This window comes from Burkholderia sp. Bp9004 (assembly GCF_003858025.1).
Taxonomy (GTDB): domain Bacteria; phylum Pseudomonadota; class Gammaproteobacteria; order Burkholderiales; family Burkholderiaceae; genus Burkholderia; species Burkholderia diffusa.
In genome coordinates, this window is record NZ_QTQD01000035.1 from 30,812 (window position 1) to 50,271 (window position 19,460).

Sequence of the window (19,460 nt, forward strand, 5' to 3'; positions counted from 1 at the left end):
TGCCCTCTCGATCATGGTCCGGCCGTCGCGCGGCCGTTGTCGCTCGTTGCGCCTAGCGTCAGATCGGCTGCGTGCGCGCGTCGAGCCACGCCTTCGCATCGCCGCTCACGTGCCGGCCGACGCGCTCACGCACGGTCGCGTGATACGTGTTCAGCCACGCGCGCTCCTCTTCATGCAGCATCTCGACCAGCACGCAGCGCGTGTCGATCGGACAGAGCGTCAGCGTCTCGAACGCGAGGAAGTCGCCGAACTCGGTCTGCCCGCCCGCGCGGTTCACGACCAGGTTCTCGATCCGGATGCCCCATTTGCCGGGCCGATACACGCCCGGCTCGATCGACGTGATCATCCCCTCTTCCATCGCGGTGTACGGCTCGGCCGGCGCGTAGTGCGAGATGACCTGCGGGCCCTCGTGCACGTTCAGGAAGTACCCGACGCCGTGGCCGGTGCCGTGGCCGTAGTCGAGCCCGGCCGCCCACATCGGCGCGCGCGCGATCGCGTCGAGCATCGGCGAGCGGATGCCGCGCGGGAAGCGCGCACGCGACAGCGCCATCATCGACTTCAGCACGATCGTGAAATCGCGGCGCTGCAGATCGCTGACGGTGCCGACCGGCACGACGCGCGTGATGTCGGTCGTGCCGGTCACGTACTGGCCGCCCGAATCGACGAGCAGCAGGCCGTCGCCCGCGATCGTCGCGTGCGACTCGGGCGTCGCGCGATAGTGCGGCATCGCACCGTTCGCGTTGAAGCCGGCGATCGTCGCGAAGCTCGGCGACACGTAGCCGGGGCGCCGTGCGCGCGCGGCAGTGAGCTGCTCGTCGATCGTCAGCTCGGTGATCGTCTCGCGGCTCACCGCCTGCTCGAACCACGCGAAGAATTCGGCGAGCGCGGCGCCGTCGTGCTCCATCGTCACGCGCACGTGCTCGATCTCGGCGGACGTCTTGCGCGACTTCGCGAACGTCGACGGGTTCACGGCCTCGACCAGCTTCACGCCGGCCGGCACGGCCTCGAGCGTGCCGAACGTCACGCGGCGCGGGTCGATCAGCAGCGTCGCGCCGTCGGGCAGCGCCGCGAGCGCCGCGCGCGCGGCGTCATACGCGCGAACCTCGACGCCGTCCCGCGCGAGCGACGCGGCCAGCGCCGGCGACACCTTGCCTTCGGCGACGAACAGCGTCGCGCGATCGGCGCCGATCATCGCGTGCGCGACGAACACGGGGTTGAAGTTGACGTCGGCGCCGCGCAGGTTGAACAGCCACGCGAGATCGTCGAGCGTCGACACGAAATGCCATTGCGCGCCCTGCGCGTGCATCGCGCGGCGCACTTCGGCGAGCTTGCTTGCGCGCGTCGTGTCGGCCTGCGGCGCCACGTGCTCGAACACCGCGTCGCCCGGCAGCCCCGGGCGCTCCGGCCAGATCGCGTCGAGCAGGTCGAGATCGGTGCGCAGCGCGATGCCGCGCGCGTTCAGCGCGGCCGTCAGCGCGCGTGCCGCCGCGACGCCGAGCACGGCACCGTCGACACCGACCGTCGCCCCGGCCGGCACGTTCTGAGCGAGCCAGTCGACATGCGGCGCGCTTTGCTGGCCGCCCGTCATCTTCATCAGCTGGACGCCCGTGCCGGCGAGTTCCGCCTCGGCCTGCACCCAGTAACGGCTGTCGACCCACAAGCCCGCGAAATCCGCAGTCACGACCAGCGTGCCGACCGAGCCCGTGAAACCGGACAGCCAGCGGCGCGCCTGCCAGCGTTCGGGCAGGTACTCGGACAGGTGAGGATCGGCGGACGGCACGAGATAGGCGGCCAGGTCCTCGCGGACCATCGCACCGCGCAGCAGCGCGAGGCGGGCCGGCACCGACGAGACTTCGGGGAGACGGGCATTCATGATTTCACCTGAGAGCTTTCAGCGACGGGCAGACACCGCGACCGTCACGGCTACGGCGAGGAACGCGACACCGGTGCAGACCGGCCATTCGAGCGTTTCGCCATCGTAAAACAGTCCAGAGAGATTGCCGGCCATGCGCGCGGCGGCGGCGCCTGCGATGCCGACCAGCACCGCGATCCACCATGCCGGCCGGCCCGTGCGCCGCATCGGATGCAGCCACCGGCCGAACAGCCCGACGGCCGCTCCCAGGACAAGGATTCCAAACCAGTTCATTCGACGCCTTCTATAAATTCAGATTCGTCCCATAGGCGTGAACGTTGCCAGCGACTAGCATCGATTCATCCATCGAACCCGAGACCAGCCGGGCGCCGCGAACATTCGAGTGTAGGGGCCGACCCGACGTTATGGCAAGCGCGCTCCGGCAGCCGTATTGAAGAAATCCTCATGCGAATTGCCCTGATCGATCCGGAAGCACGTCATGCTGCGCTCCTGAACCGCCTCCTCTTCGCCGGCGGTCACGTGTGCCACACGTTTCCGTCCAGCACCGCGTTCTTCGAGTGGCTCGCTACCGACACCTGCGACATGCTGATCACCTGCAATTGGGCCGGCGATCAGCCGGCCGAGGAGGTCATTCCGCGTGCGCAAGCGATCCTGCCCGGCCTGCCGGCCATCGCCGTGATGCAGCTGCCGCGCGAAAGCGAAGTCGTGTCATGCCTGCACGCGGGCGCCGACGACTGCCTCGTGCGCCCGGTGAGCGGGCCCGAGCTGCTCGCACGGGTGAATGCGCTGAGCCGGCGCGCTGGCGTCCGGCGGCCGCCGAATCGCTCCCGCGAAATGTATGGAGAATACGCATTCGATGCGACCCACGGCCTCGTGCGCTTCGGCGACGTGGTCGTCTCGCTGACGCCGAAGGAGTTCCGCTTCGCGCAACTGCTGTTCGCGAACCTGTCCCGGCCCGTGTCGCGCGCCCATATCCTCGAGACCGTGTGGGCCCGCCGCCGCGACATGAAGTCGCGCACGCTCGACACGCACGCGTCCCGGCTGCGCAGCAAGCTGCAGTTGCTTCCGGAGCATGGCTACCGGCTTCTGCCGCTCTACGGCTACGGCTATCAGCTCGACCGCGTGCCGATCGAGCCCCCAAATTCGAGGCCGCGCCACGCTGATGCCCGGTATGCCGCGAGTGAGGAAATCACCGAAACGCTATAATATGGCGCTAAACGATAGCCCTCGATATGCAACTCCTCACGATCGGAATCAATCACCACACTGCGCCTGTCGCCCTGCGCGAACGCGTGGCGTTTCCGCTCGAGCAAATCAAGCCGGCTCTCGTCACGTTCAAGAACGTGTTCCTCGGCCCCCAGGCGCCCAATTCACCCGAAGCGGCGATCCTCTCCACCTGCAACCGCACCGAACTCTATTGCGCGACCGATGATCGCGCCGCACGCGAGGGGGCGATTCGCTGGCTGTCGGAGTACCACCGGATTCCGGTCGACGAGCTCGCACCGCACGTCTACGCGCTGCCACAGTCGGAAGCCGTCCGGCACGCATTCCGCGTCGCGTCGGGCCTCGACTCGATGGTGCTCGGCGAAACGCAGATTCTGGGCCAGATGAAGGACGCGGTGCGCACCGCGACCGAAGCCGGCGCACTCGGCACCTACCTGAACCAGCTGTTCCAGCGGACGTTCGCCGTCGCGAAGGAAGTGCGCGGCACGACCGAGATCGGCGCGCAATCGGTGTCGATGGCCGCCGCGGCCGTCCGCCTCGCGCAGCGCATCTTCGAAAAGGTATCGGATCAGCGCGTGCTGTTCATCGGCGCCGGCGAGATGATCGAGCTGTGCGCGACGCACTTCGCCGCGCAGAGCCCGCGCGAGCTCGTCGTCGCGAACCGCACGGCCGAACGCGGCCAGCGGCTCGCCGAACGCTTCAACGGCCGCGCGATGCCGCTGTCGGATCTGCCCGCCCGCATGCACGAATTCGACATCATCGTGTCGTGCACCGCGTCGACGCTGCCGATCATCGGCCTCGGCGCGGTCGAACGCGCGGTGAAGGCACGCCGCCATCGGCCGATCTTCATGGTCGACCTCGCGGTGCCGCGCGACATCGAGCCGGAAGTCGGCAAGCTGAAGGACGTGTTCCTCTACACCGTCGACGATCTCGGCGCGATCGTGCGCGAAGGCAACGCATCGCGCCAGGCCGCGGTTGCGCAAGCCGAGACGATCATCGAGACGCGTGTGCAGAATTTCATGCAGTGGCTCGACACGCGTAGCGTCGTGCCGGTGATTCGTCACATGCATACGCAGGCCGACGCGCTGCGCCGCGCGGAAGTCGAGAAGGCGCAAAAGCTGCTCGCGCGCGGCGACGATCCGGCGGCAGTCCTCGAAGCGCTGTCGCAGGCGCTCACCAACAAGCTGATCCACGGCCCGACGAGCGCGCTCAACCGCGTGAACGGCGCCGACCGCGATTCGCTGATCGACCTGATGCGCGGCTTCTACCAGCACGCGCCGCGCTCGAACGACCAGTCTGGCCACTAGCGCCGGCCGGTTGCTCTGCCGCCGGCCGGTCGTTGTCCTGCCGCCGGCCTATCCTTTCCGAATACCCTTGCCCCGGGAGCGCCGCTCCACACCATGAAGACGAGCATGCAACGCAAGCTCGACCAGCTGTCCACACGGCTGGCCGAACTGAACGACCTGCTGAGCCGCGAAAACGTCACGGCCGATCTCGACCAGTACCGCAAGCTGACGCGCGAACATGCGGAACTCGGCCCGGTCGTCGAGCAGTACGCGCTGTGGCGCCAGTCGCGCAACGACGAAACCGCCGCGCAGGAGCTGCTCGCCGATCCGTCGATGCGCGACTTCGCCGAAGACGAGATCCGCAGCGCGCGAGAGAGCATGGCCCGCCTCGAGGTCGAGCTGCAGAAAATGCTGCTGCCGAAGGATCCGAACGACGACCGCAACATCTTCCTCGAAATCCGCGCGGGCACGGGCGGCGACGAATCGGCGCTGTTCGCGGGCGACCTGCTGCGCATGTACCTGCGCTTCGCGGAACGCCAGCGCTGGCAGGTCGAGATGATGTCGGAGAGCGCGTCGGATCTCGGCGGCTACAAGGAAGTGATCGTGCGGATCGCGGGCCAGGGCGCGTATTCGCGCCTGAAGTTCGAGTCGGGCGGCCATCGCGTGCAGCGCGTGCCGGCGACCGAGACACAGGGGCGCATCCATACGTCCGCGTGCACGGTCGCGGTGATGCCGGAAGCCGACGAGATCGGCGAAGTCGAGATCAATCCGGCCGACCTGCGGATCGACACGTTCCGCGCATCCGGCGCGGGCGGCCAGCACATCAACAAGACCGATTCGGCGGTGCGCGTCACGCACATCCCGACCGGAATCGTCGTCGAATGCCAGGACGACCGTTCGCAGCACAAGAACAAGGATCGCGCGCTGAAGGTGCTTGCCGCGCGCATCAAGGACAAGCAGTATCACGAGCAGCACGCGAAGGAAGCCGCGACGCGCAAGAGCCTGATCGGCTCCGGCGACCGCTCGGAGCGGATCCGCACGTACAACTTCCCGCAGGGCCGGATGACCGACCACCGGATCAACCTGACGCTGTACCGGCTCGAGGCGCTGATGGACGGCGATCTCGACGAACTGATCAGCGCGCTCGTCAGCGAGCACCAGGCCGAACTGCTCGCGTCGCTCGGCGACGCCGACTGAGATCGCGATGCCCGACACCACCGCCGACGATCTGCTGCGCGCGTCGCCGCTCGACGCGGTCGATGCGCGCGTGCTGCTCGCGCACGCGCTCGGCTGGACCCGCACGCAACTGATCACGCGCGGCGACGTGCCGCTCGACGCTGCCGCGGTCGAACGCTATCGCGCGCTCGAAGCGCGCCGCGTAGCCGGCGAGCCGGTCGCGCAGCTCGTCGGGATGCGCGAGTTCTTCGGCCGGCCGTTCGACGTGACGCCCGACGTGCTGATCCCGCGCCCCGAAACCGAACTGCTCGTCGAAGCCGCGCTCGACGCGATCGACGGACGACCGCATCCGACGGTGCTCGACCTGGGCACCGGCAGTGGCGCGATCGCCGTGTCGATCGCCGCCGAACGGCCCGATGCGCGCGTGTGGGCGCTCGACCGTTCGCCGGCCGCGCTCGCAGTCGCGCAACGCAACGCGAACAAGCTGCTCGACGCGCGCCGCCCCGGCGGCCCGCTGCACTGGCTGCAGAGCGACTGGTACGCCGCGCTCGATCCGGCACTCGCGTTCGACACGATCGTCAGCAACCCGCCGTACATCGCGCAGCACGATCCGCACCTCGCGCAGGGCGACCTGCGGTTCGAGCCGCGCGGCGCGCTCACCGACGATGCCGACGGTCTCAGCGCGATCCGCACGATCGTCGCGGGCGCCGGCGCCTACCTGAGACCCGGCGGCACGCTATGGATCGAGCACGGCTACGACCAGGCCGAAGCCGTGCGCGCCTTGCTCGTGTCACGCGGCTTCATTTCGGTCCAGTCGCTCGCCGATCTGGCCGCGATCGAACGCACGACGGGTGGCCGCCTGCCCGGCTGATGGCCGGCCCGCCCGGTTGAAATCCGCTATCATTTCGTTCTAACGCCCCGCAAACGCAAGGTCAGTCATGGACACCCAACAACGTATCAAGCAAATCGTCGACGAAAACCAGGTCGTGCTCTTCATGAAGGGCAACGCGCAATTCCCGATGTGCGGCTTCTCGGGCCGCGCCGTGCAGGTGCTGAAGGCCTGCGGCGTCGACCAGTTCAAGACGGTCAACGTGCTGGAGGACGACGAAATCCGCCAGGGCATCAAGGAATTCTCGAACTGGCCGACCATCCCGCAGCTGTACGTGAAGGGCGAATTCATCGGCGGGTCGGACATCATGATGGAGATGTACCAGTCCGGCGAACTGCAGCAACTGTTCGCCGCCGCGTAACGCCCCCTTCCCGATGGCATCTCCCAGTGCGCCGCCACGCCGGCTGATCGTCGCGATCACCGGCGCCACCGGTGCAGTCTATGGCGTGCGGCTGCTCGAATTGCTGCGCGCCGCCGGCGGCGTCGAAACGCATCTGCTGGTTTCGAACGCCGGCTGGCTCAATATCCAGCATGAACTGAAGCTGCCCAAGGCCGAGGTCGAAAGCCGGGCGGATGTCGTGCATTCGGTGCGCGATGTCGGCGCGACGATCGCATCCGGTTCGTTCGCGACCGATGGCATGGTGATCGCGCCCTGCTCGATGAAGACGCTCGCGAGCGTCGCGCACGGCCTGTCGGACAACCTGATCACGCGTGCGGCCGACGTCACGCTGAAGGAACGCCGCCGTCTCGTGCTGATGGTGCGCGAAACGCCGTTCAACCTCGCGCATCTGCGCAACATGACCGCCGTGACCGAAATGGGCGGCATCGTGTTTCCGCCGCTACCCGCGTTCTACGCGATGCCGAAGACGATCGAGGAACTCGTCGACCAGACCGTCACCCGCGTGCTCGACCTGTTCGCACTCAGTGCACCGATGACGGTGCCGTGGGCCGGCATCAGGCCGGCAGGGTAAGCCGCTCGACACGGCGCTCCGGCGTCGTTCTTCACGCATCTTCGCTGATTCGGCCGTCTTCCCGCTCGATTCGGCAACCTCGAGCCCTCGCCTGCCGCCGAACGCCCGAAGCCGGCCGAATTATCAACTCGCACGATTCAATCAAATTCCACTCAGCCGATTTATCAATAATTGGTGTGCGTCTATAGTCACAGGCAAATCCCTTTTGCAGGCTCCCCACCATGAACCGCTTGCCCTCGCTTTACCTGTCCCACGGCGCCCCTACCCTGCCGATCGACCCGACACTGCCGTCCGGTGCGTTCACGCACCTCGGCGCCGAATTGCCTCGCCCGCGCGCGGTGCTGATGTTGTCCGCGCACTGGGGCACGCAACAGCCGGTCGCGAGCGTGGCCGCGCATCCTGAAACGATCCACGACTTCTACGGCTTCCCGCGCGCGCTGTACGAAATCCGGTACCCGGCACCCGGCGCGCCCGAGGTCGCCGAACGGGCGGCCGCGCTGCTGAACGCGGCCGGCATCGCGACCGCGACGACCGAGCACGGCCTCGACCACGGCGCGTGGGTGCCGATGCTGCTGATGTTCCCGGAGGCTGACGTGCCCGTCGCGCAGTTGTCGATCCAGCCCCGCGCGGACGCAGCCCATCACTTCGCGCTCGGCCGCGCGCTGCGGCCGCTGCGCGACGAAGGCGTGATGGTGATCGGCTCGGGCCAGATCACGCACAACCTGCGCGCGGCCGATTTCAGCGCGGCGCCCGAGGATGCAGACCCGCGCGTCGCGGAATTCACCGACTGGTTCGAGGCGAAGCTCGCCGCGCGCGATGTCGATGCGCTGCTCGACTATCGCCGGCAGGCGCCGCACGCGGCGCTGATGCATCCGACCGACGAACACCTGCTGCCGGTGTTCACCGCGCTCGGCGCGGCCGACGACGACTATCAGCTCGGCATCCAGTCGCTCGGCACGTATCAACGCGTGCTCGCGATGACGAACTACGTGTTCGCGAGCGCAGCCGCCTGAATCCGGTGACACGGCCGGCGGCCGCAAACAAAAAGCCCGTCCGAGCAGCGCTCGGACGGGCTTTTTTTACGCTTTCCGCCACCGCCGATTCCGGTGGCGAGTCACGCGTCAGGCACCGACCCCTTCGAGGATCTCGTCGTGCGACTCGCGCTCGTCGAGATACTGCGTCCGGTAGCCCGTATTCACGCCCCAGAAGTAGAACACCAGCGAGATGGCCGCGACGATCAGCATGTCCCAGCCGTACGGCAGCACGCCGTGACCGCCGAACTCCTTGCTGCCGATCAGCGACAGCACGGCCATCGTCGGCAGGTACGCGACCAGCCACCACGCGGCCTTCAGGTCGGCGCCCCAGCCCGTCCAGCCCGACTTCGCCTGGAAGTAGAAATACACCGGCAGCGCGACGATCATCAGCAGGATGATTTCGCCCGTCAGCGGCCACTTCGCCCAGTACAGGATCAGCGACGCGCAGACGAACGCGAACGGTGCAATCAGCTTCATCAGCGGGATCGACAGCGGACGCTCGATGTCGGTCGCCGCGCGGCGCAGCGCCATCAGGCTGATCGGGCCGGTCAGGTACGAGATCACCGTCGCGACCGAGATCACCGCCGCGAGCGAGCTCCAACCGCGGAAGAAGAACAGGAAGATGAACGACACGAGCAGGTTGAACCACATCGCCTGGCGCGGCACACCGTAGATCGGATGCACGTTGCCGAACATCTTCGGCATCGTGTTGTTGCGCTCCATCGCGTAGATCATGCGGGTGGTCGTCGCCATGTAGGTCGTACCGGTGCCGCTCGGGCTGATGAACGCGTCGACATATAGCAGGATCGCGAGCCAGTTCAGGTTCAGCGCGATCGCGAGTTCCGCGAACGGCGACGAGAAGTTGAAGTGCGACCAGCCCTTTGCGACGTCGGCCGGATTCACCGAGCCGATGTACGCCATCTGCAGCAGCACGTAGATCACGAGTGCGATCAGGATCGAGGAGATCACCGCAAACGGCACGCTGCGCGACGGATTGCGCGCTTCACCGGCCAGGTTCACCGGGCTCTGGAAGCCGTTGAACGCGAACACGATGCCGCTCGTCGCGACCGCGGTCAGCACGGCCGACCAGCCATACGGCGCGAAGCTCGCATTCGACGCGGTGCCGAGGTTTTCCGGGTGGAAGCTCGACAGCATCAGGCCAAGGATCGTGAGGCCGGGGATCAGGAACTTGAAGATCGTGATCGCGGTGTTCGCACGCGCGAACGCCTTGACGCCCCAGTAGTTCAGCATGAAGTAGATGACGACCAGTACGGCAGATAGCAGCAGGCCGGGTGTCGTCAGCTCGCCGTTCACGAACAACGCGTGCGCCCACGGATACGGCCACGTGCTCATGTACTGGATCGATGCTTCCGCTTCGATCGGAATCACCGATACGATCGCGATCCAGTTCGCCCACGCGCTGATGAAGCCCACCAGCGAACCGTGCGAGTAGCGCGCGTAGCGCACCATGCCGCCCGACTCGGGGAACATCGCGCCCAGTTCGGCATACGTCAGTGCAATCGCGAGAATCACGACCGCGCCGATGATCCATGCGCAAATCGCTGCCGGGCCGGCAATCTTCGCAGCCTTCCAGGCGCCGAACAGCCAGCCCGAGCCGATAATCGAACCCAGCCCCGTCAGCATCAGTGCAAACGGGCCGATGTTCCGTTGAATAGAACTCTTCACATCCTCTCCTATGTCTCAAAAAGCATGGTCGGCCTGCTGTCCGGGATCGGCTCGGATAGCACCGCGCATGCAATTTTGGGGGGAAGGATCACCCGATCGGGGCAACCCTTCCGCGCGGCGCGTAGTTTAACGGTTGCACCTGCAAGTTGGCGCCAAAATCGTTCGGCCCCTACAAAAAATTCGCATCGTTTGCAAGGTTTGTAAACCTGAACCCCGCAATAACCCTGAGTCCATGGAAATACGGTTGACCGCGCGACCGAATAGCCGTATAAACAACGTTGCAGGATTTCAAGCGGCGAGTGAATTGGTTCTTTCGTAGTTCGCCCATCAACGGTACTCCGGTTGGTCCTATTACCCCCTTCCTTGATTTTCCGCACCCATGGGCCTCGGCCCCGTTTTATCTTTTTAGGAACAAGTAACATGGCAACCGGTACCGTCAAGTGGTTCAATGACGCAAAGGGCTTCGGCTTCATCACCCCGGAAGGCGGCGGCGACGATCTGTTCGCGCACTTCTCGGAAATCCGCGTCGAAGGCTTCAAGACGCTGCAAGAAAACCAGAAGGTTGAATTCGAAGTGAAGACGGGCCCGAAGGGTCTGCAAGCTGCGAACATCCGTCCGGTCTAAGTTCGGCGCGATATTTCGTGTAAAAAAGCCCCGCTTCGGCGGGGCTTTTTGTTTTCCGGCGCGGGCCGCCTCGCGGCCACCGCCGACCCGCATGACCTTCGCTCAGCCGAACAGCCGCTGCGCGTGAATGCCGAGCCCGGTCGCGACGCTCGCGAGGCGATCGCCGAATACCGGCTGCGCGTCCGGGAATGCGCCGGCGAGCGCACCCGACAGGAACGCGAGCCCGGTCGAGCCGCCGGTGAAATACAGCGCGCCGACATCGCGCGGCGCGATGCCCGCAAGCCGTACCGTTTCGCGCGCGGCGTCGACGATGCGCGCGGTGTCGTCGACGCTCGCATCGACGAGGCGTTCGGCGTCGAACGCGATCTGCAGATCCTCTTCCACGTCGTTCAGGTCGATCATCGTCTCCCCGCCCGCCGCCACGCCGATCTTCGCTTCTTCCGCGCGCGCCATCAGCGCATGCCCGAGCCGTTGCTCGACCACGCGCGTGAGCCGGTCGTACTGCCGTACGTCCTGGTACAGATGCTTCATCAGCTTCAGCTCGCCCAGCCGCTTCGGAGTGTAGACGGTGTTGATCAGGTGCCAGGTCGCCAGGTCGAAGTAGATCCGGTTCGGCAGCTCGCGCCCCTCGGGATCGAGCGCGCGGTAGCCGAACGCGGGCAGGATCGCCGCCAGCTCGACGCGGCGGTCGTAATCGGTGCCCGCGACGTGCACGCCGTGGTGAGCAAGCACGTCGTCCTTGCGCTCGAGGCGCGCCATCCGGTCCGGCCCGACGCGCACCAGCGAGAAGTCGGACGTGCCGCCGCCGATGTCGGCGACCAGCACGAGCCGCTCGGCCTGCTGGCGCGACTCGTAGTCGAACGCGGCCGCGATCGGCTCGTACTGGAAATGCACGTCCGTGAAACCGACCGACTGCGCGGCCGCTTCGAGCTGGTCCTGCGCGAGGCGGTCGGCGCGCGCATCGTCGTCGACGAAGAACACCGGCCGGCCGAGCACCGCGCGCCCGATCGGCGCGCCGGCGCGCGCTTCGGCCTTGCGCTTCAGGTGCGTCAGGAAACGCGCGATGATCTCCGTGTACGCCATCGCGCTGCCGTCGCCGAGATCGGTCGTGGTTTCCGCGAGCGGCGAGCCGAGGATGCTCTTCATCGAGCGCATCAGGCGGCCGTCGAAACCGTCGATATAGGAGGCCAGCGCCGCGCGGCCGTACTCGACCGTCTGCTCGTCGTTGTTGAAGAAGATCGCGGTGGGCAGCGTCAGGTGGTCGCCCTCGACGGGCGCGAGGCGCATGCCATCGCCGTCGGGCAGCGCCACGGCGGAATTGGACGTGCCGAAATCGATCGCGCAGTAAGTCATGGGAAGGTGCCGCAGCAGGGCCGGCGCGAAAACGGAAAGGACGGGCTTTTTATCATGAAGCCCGCCGGATCACAACCGGATCGCCCACCGATGCCGGCGCAACCGGCCCGGGGTCGCGATCAGGCGCACCCGCGGCGCACCGGCGACGGGCGCGGACGGGTCATCCAGCGCCACCACGCCGCCCGCGTGCTGCGCGCGCAACTGCCGCGGACAGCGTGCTCGGCGAGCGCCTGCCCGATTGCGGATCAGGCTGCGGCGTCGAAACCCTTCTTCCAGGCGCCCGCATAGACGACTTCGCCGATCGCATGACGCGTGCGCGGCGCCTTTTCGCGATCGCGCAGCACCGGATCGAGTTTGTCTACGTTGCCGTAGTGGCCGAGCGAGATGATCGCCGGAATCGCGACGTCGGCCGGAATCTCGAATGCGTCGCGGAACGCCTTCGCGTCGAAGCCGCTCATCTGGTGTGCAGCAAGACCCAGCGCGTGCGCCTGCAGCACCAGCGACATCGCGGCCGCGCCCGCGTCGTACAGCGCGGTCGGCGCCGGCTCGCCCTTCGGCGTGAGCGTGTGCGCGGTCACGGCGATGAGCACCGGCGCCGGCGCGTTCCAGCCCTGGTTGAACGGCACCAGCGTCGCGAATGCGCGCTTGAACGCCGCTTCGTCCTGCGTGCGATCGAACACGATGAAGCGCCACGGTTGGGCGTTGTACGCGGACGGCGCCCAGCGAGCGGCTTCGAGCACCGCGTGCAGATCGGCGGCGCTGATCGGCTCGTCCGAGTACGCGCGCGGGCTCCAGCGGCCGGCGATCAGGTCGTGAATCGAAACAGTGGTGGGAGCAGGTTTGACGGACATGCGGTTCCTCGCTGACATCGATGAAGGGGCGCGAACGCCCGGCGAACCGAAAGCATAACCGCTCGAGGCGTCACGCGCCCGATCATCCCGCGCAATGCAAATCACGGATCCCGCATTGACCGGCCGCACCCGTGCATGGGCCGGCCGAAGCGCCGCGCTCAGGCGGCCTGCGCGGCCGCGCGGGACGGGCCGCGGTTGATCCGCAGCACGATCAGCGCGCCGATGATGCAGAGCCCGCCCGAGATCATCGACGCGATCGTATAGGTGCCGAGGCTCGCACGCAGCAGCCCCGCGCCAAGCGCCGCGAACGCCGCGCCGAGCTGGTGGCCGGCGACGATCCAGCCGAACACGACCGGCGCCGCAGCCTTGCCGAACACGTCGGTGGCGAGCCGCACCGTCGGCGGCACGGTCGCGATCCAGTCGAGCCCGTAGAACATCGCGAACAGCGGCAGCCCGAAGAAATCGATGCCGAACGCATGCGGCAGGTAGATCAGCGACAGCCCGCGCAGCCCGTAGTACCAGAACAGCAGCACACGGTTGTCGTAGCGGTCGGACAGCCAGCCCGACAGCGTCGTGCCGAACAGGTCGAATACGCCCATCGCGGCGAGCAGCGATGCACCCTGCACTTCGGTCATCCCGTAGTCGCTGCACATCGCGATCAGGTGCGTGCCGACATAGCCGTTGGTGCTCGCGCCGCAAATGAAGAAGCTGAAGAACAAGAGCCAGAAGTCGCGTGAGCGGCTCGCCGTCAGCAGCGTGCGGAACGCGACCGCGAGCGGGTTCTCCTTCGTCGCGTCGGGCGCGGCCGGCGCGTCGGCCGGCTCGCCGTAGGGGCGCAGCTTCACGTCGGCCGGCCGCTCGGGCAGCAGGAACGCGACCAGCGGAATCACGATCGCGGCCGCCACCGCGACGACCAGCACGACCGGCCGCCAGCCATGACGCTGCGCGATCGCCGCGAGCATCGGCAGGAACACGAGCTGACCGGTGGCCGTACTCGCCGTGAGGATGCCCATCACCAGGCCGCGCCGCGCATGAAACCAGCGCGTGACGAAGGTCGCCGACAGCGTCAGCGCGACGACGCCGGTCGAACAGCCGACCATCAGGCCCCAGATCACGACCATCTGCCAGCTCTGCGTCATCATCGACGACAGCGCGACGCCCGCGCTCATGGTCACCAGCGCGGTCAGGATCGTCGGCCGCAGCCCGAAGCGCTGCATCGCGGCGGCCGCGAACGGGCCCGTCAGGCCGTACAGCGCAATGTTCACCGAAATCGCCAGCGAAATCGCCGCGCGGCTCCAGCCGAGTTCGCGCTCGAGCGGCACCATCAGCACGCTCGGTGTCGCACGCGTGCCGGCCGCGGCCAGCAGGATCAGGAAAACCACCGCCGCCGCGAGCCATCCATAGTGGAAACGCCCGCCGATTCGTGTCACTGCCCAGTTCATGTCGTCGCTCTCCAATTGGCGGCCCGGCACCCGCGCGCCGGCCCCGCGTCACCACCGGGCCACCTCCGCCGCATGCTGCATCGGCTGACCGGGGCCGATACCTGGCATTTGTCTGTCGATCCGGCCGGCATTGTTACCGCTCGGTCACAAGTGTGTTGCGATCGTAGTGACCAGTCGGTAACATGTCAAGCAATTCATCACGCAGTCGAGGGTCATCATGTCGGGCATCGAGGCCGCCAACAAGCCGCCGGCACGTCGCACGCGCCAGCCGATCGCCGCGGCCGACGCGCAGGAACACCTGCTGCGCGCCGCCGAGGAGCTGTTTTACAAGGAAGGGGTGCGCGCGGTAGGCGTCGAAGCGGTCGTGGAGCGCGCGGGCGTCAACAAGATGAGCCTGTACCGCCAGTTCTCGTCGAAGGACGAGCTGATCCTCGCGTATCTCGAACGGATGGATGCGTGCTTCTTCGAGCGCCTCGATTCGAGCGTCGCGAAGCATCCCGGCCAGCCGAAGGCGCAGTTGATCCAGTATTTCGTCGATCTCGCGGAGCGCGCGACGCAGAAGGACTATCGCGGCTGCCCGTTCGTCAACGTCGCGGCCGAATTCCCCGATGCGTCGCATCCGGCACGCGAACGCGTCGCGCAGAACAAGGAGCGGCTGATGAAGCGGTTCGTCGAGCTATGCGAAGGCGCAGGCGCCCGGCAGCCGAAAGCGCTGGCCGATGCGCTCGCGCTCGTGGTCGAGGGCATCTACGCGGCCAGCCAGACCTACCGGCACGGCGAAACGCCGATCGGCACCGCGCCCGCGCTGGTCACGCAACTGATCGAAGCCGCCTGCGCGTGACAGGCGGCGCACGCCCGAACCCCGCGTGCCCGCTCCCGCTACAATGCGGCCCTCGCTTCCGCCTTGCCCGACTGCCCTCGCCATGACCGATACCCGCCCCGATTCGCACGACGACATCCTCGCCGCCACGCGGCACTGGCTCGCGCGCGCGGTGATCGGGCTCAATCTGTGCCCGTTCGCAAAGAGCGTCTATGTGAAGGAGCAGGTGCGCTATGCGATCAGCGAAGCGACGACGCTCGAGGACGTGCTCGCCGACCTCGAAACCGAGTTGCGTGCGCTCGAAGCGGCGGATCCGCAGCAGGTCGACACGACGCTCGTGATCTATCCGCGCGCGTTCGCTGATTTCGTCGACTACAACGACGCGCTGTTCTTCGCCGACCGGCTCGTGCGGCAACTGCGGCTCGACGGCGTGCTACAGATCGCGAGCTTCCATCCCGAGTACCGGTTCGAAGGCAGCGAAGCCGACGACATCGAGAACTACACGAACCGCGCGCCGTATCCGATCCTGCACCTGCTGCGCGAGGACAGCATCGCACGCGCGGTCGACGCGTTCCCGGACGCGTCCGCGATCTACGAGAAAAACCAGGAAACGCTGCGCCGCCTCGGCCACGACGGCTGGCGTGAATGGATGCGCCGGCCGGGCGACGACGTCTGACGCGTCGCGCGCCGGCCGTCCGCCGCACGGCAAACGGGCCGCGAGTCGGCCTGCCTCAGTCCGGGGCCTGCTCGACGGCCTCGCCCGCCGCCTCGGCGGGCGCCGGCGCGAAGAAGCGCTCGTTCAGTTCGGCGAGCCCGAACATGCCGAGGATCTCGTTCAGCCGCTCGCCGGACTTGCGGCGCGGCAGGTTCTTGTACTGCGCGATGATCAGCTCGTTCTTCATCGAATGTTCCCAGCCGACCAGCTCGGTCACGCTGACCTGATAGCCGTGCGCCTCGAGCTGCAGGCAGCGCAGCACGTTGGTGATCTGGCTGCCGAATTCGCGCGTATGCAGCGGATGCCGCCACACTTCAGTCAGCGCGTTCGCGAGCGACTTGCCCTTGTTCCTGCGCAGCACGCCCGCGACTTCCGCCTGGCAGCACGGCACCAGCACGATGTGCTGCGCGCGCTTCGCGAGCGCGAAGCGGATCGCATCGTCGGTCGCCGTGTCGCATGCATGCAGCGCGGTGACGACATCGACCGTTTCGGGCAGCTTCGGCGACGTGATCGAATCGGCGACCGACAGGTTCAGGAACGACATGCCGCCGAATCCGAGTCTCGCGGCGAGTTCGGTGGAACGCGCGACGAGCTCCTCGCGCGTCTCGATCCCGTACACGTGCGATGCGAACGCCGGTGTGCCGTGCCCCGGCTGCTGCTTGAAGAACAGGTCGTACAGGATGAAGCCGAGATACGACTTGCCGGCGCCGTGATCGACGAGCGTCACGCTACCCTTGTCGGCCTGAACGCTCGCGAGTAGCGGCTCGATGAACTGGAACAGGTGATAGACCTGCTTCAGCTTGCGGCGGCTGTCCTGGTTCAGCTTGCCGTCGCGGGTGAGGATGTGCAGCTCCTTCAGCAGCTCGATGGACTGCTCCGGACGGATTTCGTAGGTCTTGTTCGACATCGTGAAGCGTCGCCGGGCCACGGTCGGTCGACCACGGCCCGGCGGCGGGAATTCGTGAGGAATGGCGACAGTTTACCGAAAATACGCGATCAGGCTCGCGCGCCGAGCCGCCAGAGCGACGTGACCTCGGCGCGGCGTGCCGCGTGCAGCGGGTCGTCCGCGTCGGCCGACTTGGGGTGCGCGGGGCGGATGTCTTCGCGGCCGAGCACGACGAGCCCGGCTTCGTCGATCCATTGCAGCAGCGTATCGCGCGGCCGCAGGCCGAGATGTTCGGCGAAATCGGACAGGATCAGCCAGCCTTCGCCGCCCGGTTCGAGATGGTCGGCGAGCCCCGCGAGGAAACCGCGCAGCATGCGGCTGTCGGGATCGTAGACCGCGTATTCGATCGGCGCGCTCGGACGGGCCGGCACCCACGGCGGGTTGCAGACGACGAGCGGCGCGCGGCCGGCCGGAAACAGGTCGGCTTCGACGACCTCGACGCGCTCGGCATGACCGAGCCGCGCGACGTTCTCGCGAGCGCACGCGAGCGCGCGCGGATCCTGATCGGTCGCGACGATGCGCTCGACACCGCGCGACGCGAGCACGGCCGCGAGCACGCCGGTGCCCGTGCCGATGTCGAACGCGAGCGACGTCGCGGGCAGCGGCGTGCGCGCGACGAGTTCGACGTATTCGCCGCGCACCGGCGAAAACACACCGTAATGCGGATGGATCGGCGCGCCGCCGAGCGCCGGAATCGGCACGCCCTTCTTGCGCCATTCGTGCGCGCCGACGAGGCCGAGCAGCTCGCGCAGCGACACGACCGACGGCGCGCCGCCCGGGCCGTATGCTTCCTCGCACGCTGCACGCACGTCGGGCGCGCGGCGCAGCGGGATCGTGTAGTCGGCGTCGAGCGGGATCAGCAGCATCCCGAGCGTGCGGGCACGCTGCGATTGCGCGAGGCGATGCAGGTTGAATGCGTCGACGCCCACCGCGGCCTTCGCCTTCTTCGGCTTGCGTTCGACGCGGCGCGCCATCGCCTGCACGAGCTGGCGCGCGTTCTGGAAGTCGCCCTGCCAGACGAGCGCGGTGCCCTCGCACGCGAGGCGGTACGCGGCGTCGGCGGTGAGGCGGTCGTCGGCGGGCACGGCGCGCCTGGGCGGCTGCACGCCGGCTTCGGAGCGCCAGCGCACGGCATGTTCGGCGCCGTCGGCGTCGGTCCAGTGGAAAACGGGGAAATCGGTCACGCGAGCTCGGCTACGGTTGGCTTCAGACAGGCGGCGAGAATTCACCGCGCGGACGACACCATACCGCGCTTTGTCCGGCCTCGCAAAAACGGGGGCCGCGGCGCCCGCCCGAAGGCGTTTGCCGCGGCACGATCGTCTATCAGGTGAGATCGACAGTCTCTGCGGCGGGCGCGTCGCGCTTGACGGCAGCAATACCATTGTCGCGGCCTTGTGCGCTCTTGTACGTTTCACTCGTACCGATCACCCGTTGGTTTGCGGCCTTCAGGTTGAACATGTACTCGCCGTTGTGCGCGGTCTTTCGCTCATAGCGTTCGTCCAGCGGCGCATTCTCGCGTACGGAAGCGATGCCGGTGCGCGCACCTCCCTTCTCCTCATACCGCTCGCTCGCGAGAATGATCTCGCCATTCGCCGACTTCAGATGGAAGAAGTACTGACCGTTCGTTGCCTTTTTGATCTCGAACTTTGCAGCCATGTGGTTACTCTCCTAAAAGAACGTCCGACCCTCGGACGTTGACCAGTGTAGGCGCGGTAACCACCAAAATCGAACTTCCGCCAGGCAAACTGTTGATGACTGTTAATTCGTCAACTTTTCGTGACATTTGGCGGACGTTACCATCACTTATCCGCCCCACCCCGGCATCGCCGGCATGCGCAACGTGCCCGCATCGCGGAAATGCACGCTGCCGAGCACGCCGCCCGCGAGCCGGCCGCGCAGCGCGTACGGCAACTCGCCGTTGGCCGCCGCGCCGGGCAGGTTCCACGCCTGCCGCGCGGCGGCGAACGCCGACACCGAAACGGGCACGTCGATCACGGCCTCGCCGAAGCGCGGCACGACACCCGCGCGATCGCTCACGCCGCTCGCGAACGGCGTGCCGTTCAGTTCGAGTGCGACCGAAATGCCGTCGTATTCGATCGGCGTGTCATTCGGGTTCTGCACGCGCAGTTTCAGGCTGAAGCGCATCTCGAGGCCCTGGCCGACGAGCGGATCGAGCCCGGCGACGGTCACGCTCACCGGCTCGCGCGTCAGACCCGCGCAACCGCCGAGCACGAAGACGGCGGCGAACAGCAGCAGCATGGCGCGCAGCGGCGCGATATGGAACAGGGCTCGTGGCATGGGCTGGCCTCCTTGCGGCAATCGATTTGACGGATCGTCGCTGCATTGTACCGAGCGCGCCACGCTCCACCCTGATTCGTAGTTTCCGCGCACCGCCGAGATCGTTAATAGATTAAAACTACGAAAACAAGTAGTCGAATGGAAAGCGAATTAATGCCTTCCAGCATTCAATGGTGCGCAAAAGATTCAATCGAATCACTTTCTAATTTTTTCGTTTCCTTTACCCAAAACCATCAAGTATATTTACGCATCCTTCGAGCAGGCCGACAAAC

General features: G+C 66.9%; 20 protein-coding genes. 10 read left to right on the top strand and 10 right to left on the bottom strand.

The genetic code is table 11. The features are described from left to right. Positions 1-58: 58 nt before the first annotated feature. The gene (locus DIE08_RS29295) at positions 59-1,873 is read right to left on the bottom strand and encodes an aminopeptidase P family protein (RefSeq protein WP_124905063.1); all 1,815 of its coding nucleotides are present in this window, start codon (positions 1,871-1,873) and stop codon (positions 59-61) included. Between the two features lie 18 nt (positions 1,874-1,891). After that, positions 1,892-2,146, bottom strand: a complete 255-nt coding sequence (locus DIE08_RS29300; protein ID WP_059449757.1) for a hypothetical protein — start codon at positions 2,144-2,146, stop codon at positions 1,892-1,894. A 171-nt stretch (positions 2,147-2,317) separates the two neighbouring features. Between DIE08_RS29300 and DIE08_RS29305 the strand changes: the two genes are divergently transcribed. The 7 genes from DIE08_RS29305 (at position 2,318) to DIE08_RS29335 (ending at position 8,432) form a co-directional block, all read left to right on the top strand. After that, a complete protein-coding gene (locus tag DIE08_RS29305) occupies positions 2,318-3,079 on the top strand; it encodes a response regulator transcription factor (RefSeq protein ID WP_059607892.1) in 762 nt (253 codons plus the stop codon). 26 nt (positions 3,080-3,105) lie between these two features. Next, positions 3,106-4,404: a glutamyl-tRNA reductase gene (gene hemA, locus DIE08_RS29310; protein WP_059607891.1), complete on the top strand. Its 1,299-nt coding sequence runs from the start codon at positions 3,106-3,108 to the stop codon at positions 4,402-4,404. Between the two features lie 93 nt (positions 4,405-4,497). Then, entirely contained in the window at positions 4,498-5,580 is a 1,083-nt protein-coding gene (gene prfA, locus DIE08_RS29315) for a peptide chain release factor 1 (RefSeq protein ID WP_124629087.1), read from the top strand. A gap of 7 nt (positions 5,581-5,587) precedes the next feature. Next, positions 5,588-6,430 carry a peptide chain release factor N(5)-glutamine methyltransferase gene (gene prmC / locus DIE08_RS29320; RefSeq protein WP_059607889.1) on the top strand — a complete coding sequence of 281 codons (843 nt, stop codon included), beginning with the start codon at positions 5,588-5,590 and terminating at the stop codon, positions 6,428-6,430. Between the two features lie 67 nt (positions 6,431-6,497). After that, the gene (grxD, locus tag DIE08_RS29325; RefSeq protein ID WP_011883132.1) at positions 6,498-6,809 is read left to right on the top strand and encodes a Grx4 family monothiol glutaredoxin; all 312 of its coding nucleotides are present in this window, start codon (positions 6,498-6,500) and stop codon (positions 6,807-6,809) included. Positions 6,810-6,822: 13 nt separating this feature from the next. Next, positions 6,823-7,419 (top strand): UbiX family flavin prenyltransferase, encoded by a 597-nt coding sequence (locus DIE08_RS29330; protein ID WP_124905065.1) that lies wholly within the window; start codon positions 6,823-6,825, stop codon positions 7,417-7,419. Positions 7,420-7,640: 221 nt separating this feature from the next. Next, positions 7,641-8,432 carry a class III extradiol ring-cleavage dioxygenase gene (locus tag DIE08_RS29335; protein ID WP_059607887.1) on the top strand — a complete coding sequence of 264 codons (792 nt, stop codon included), beginning with the start codon at positions 7,641-7,643 and terminating at the stop codon, positions 8,430-8,432. A gap of 108 nt (positions 8,433-8,540) precedes the next feature. Here DIE08_RS29335 and DIE08_RS29340 read toward each other — a convergent pair whose 3' ends face one another. After that, the gene (locus DIE08_RS29340; RefSeq protein ID WP_124629094.1) at positions 8,541-10,139 is read right to left on the bottom strand and encodes an APC family permease; all 1,599 of its coding nucleotides are present in this window, start codon (positions 10,137-10,139) and stop codon (positions 8,541-8,543) included. A gap of 420 nt (positions 10,140-10,559) precedes the next feature. Here DIE08_RS29340 and DIE08_RS29350 point away from each other — a divergent pair, with 420 nt between their 5' ends. Then, positions 10,560-10,763, top strand: coding sequence for a cold-shock protein (locus tag DIE08_RS29350; protein WP_006477070.1), 204 nt, complete (start codon positions 10,560-10,562; stop codon positions 10,761-10,763). Between the two features lie 102 nt (positions 10,764-10,865). On the opposite strand, the gene DIE08_RS29355 is transcribed toward DIE08_RS29350, so the two are convergent. From DIE08_RS29355 to DIE08_RS29365, 3 genes are all read right to left on the bottom strand, one after another. Then, complete coding sequence (locus tag DIE08_RS29355; protein WP_124905067.1) at positions 10,866-12,116, bottom strand: Hsp70 family protein; 1,251 nt, start codon at positions 12,114-12,116, stop codon at positions 10,866-10,868. Between the two features lie 245 nt (positions 12,117-12,361). Further along, the gene (locus DIE08_RS29360; RefSeq protein WP_124629097.1) at positions 12,362-12,967 is read right to left on the bottom strand and encodes a nitroreductase family protein; all 606 of its coding nucleotides are present in this window, start codon (positions 12,965-12,967) and stop codon (positions 12,362-12,364) included. A gap of 158 nt (positions 12,968-13,125) precedes the next feature. Further along, complete coding sequence (locus tag DIE08_RS29365) at positions 13,126-14,409, bottom strand: MFS transporter (RefSeq protein ID WP_059607883.1); 1,284 nt, start codon at positions 14,407-14,409, stop codon at positions 13,126-13,128. Between the two features lie 217 nt (positions 14,410-14,626). On the opposite strand from DIE08_RS29365, the gene DIE08_RS29375 reads away from it, so the two are divergent. Continuing rightward, the gene (locus tag DIE08_RS29375; RefSeq protein ID WP_124905069.1) at positions 14,627-15,250 is read left to right on the top strand and encodes a TetR/AcrR family transcriptional regulator; all 624 of its coding nucleotides are present in this window, start codon (positions 14,627-14,629) and stop codon (positions 15,248-15,250) included. Positions 15,251-15,332: 82 nt separating this feature from the next. Next, positions 15,333-15,905: a DUF1415 domain-containing protein gene (locus DIE08_RS29380; protein ID WP_124905071.1), complete on the top strand. Its 573-nt coding sequence runs from the start codon at positions 15,333-15,335 to the stop codon at positions 15,903-15,905. 55 nt (positions 15,906-15,960) lie between these two features. On the opposite strand, the gene DIE08_RS29385 is transcribed toward DIE08_RS29380, so the two are convergent. The 4 genes from DIE08_RS29385 to DIE08_RS29400 form a co-directional block, all read right to left on the bottom strand. Next, the gene (locus tag DIE08_RS29385) at positions 15,961-16,851 is read right to left on the bottom strand and encodes an SAM-dependent methyltransferase (protein ID WP_124905073.1); all 891 of its coding nucleotides are present in this window, start codon (positions 16,849-16,851) and stop codon (positions 15,961-15,963) included. Between the two features lie 89 nt (positions 16,852-16,940). Beyond that, positions 16,941-18,074 (bottom strand): class I SAM-dependent methyltransferase, encoded by a 1,134-nt coding sequence (locus DIE08_RS29390; RefSeq protein WP_124905075.1) that lies wholly within the window; start codon positions 18,072-18,074, stop codon positions 16,941-16,943. A gap of 139 nt (positions 18,075-18,213) precedes the next feature. Next, positions 18,214-18,546: a YegP family protein gene (locus DIE08_RS29395; RefSeq protein WP_124905077.1), complete on the bottom strand. Its 333-nt coding sequence runs from the start codon at positions 18,544-18,546 to the stop codon at positions 18,214-18,216. A gap of 147 nt (positions 18,547-18,693) precedes the next feature. Beyond that, the gene (locus DIE08_RS29400; protein ID WP_124629101.1) at positions 18,694-19,188 is read right to left on the bottom strand and encodes an LEA type 2 family protein; all 495 of its coding nucleotides are present in this window, start codon (positions 19,186-19,188) and stop codon (positions 18,694-18,696) included. Between the last annotated feature and the right edge of the window lie 272 nt (positions 19,189-19,460).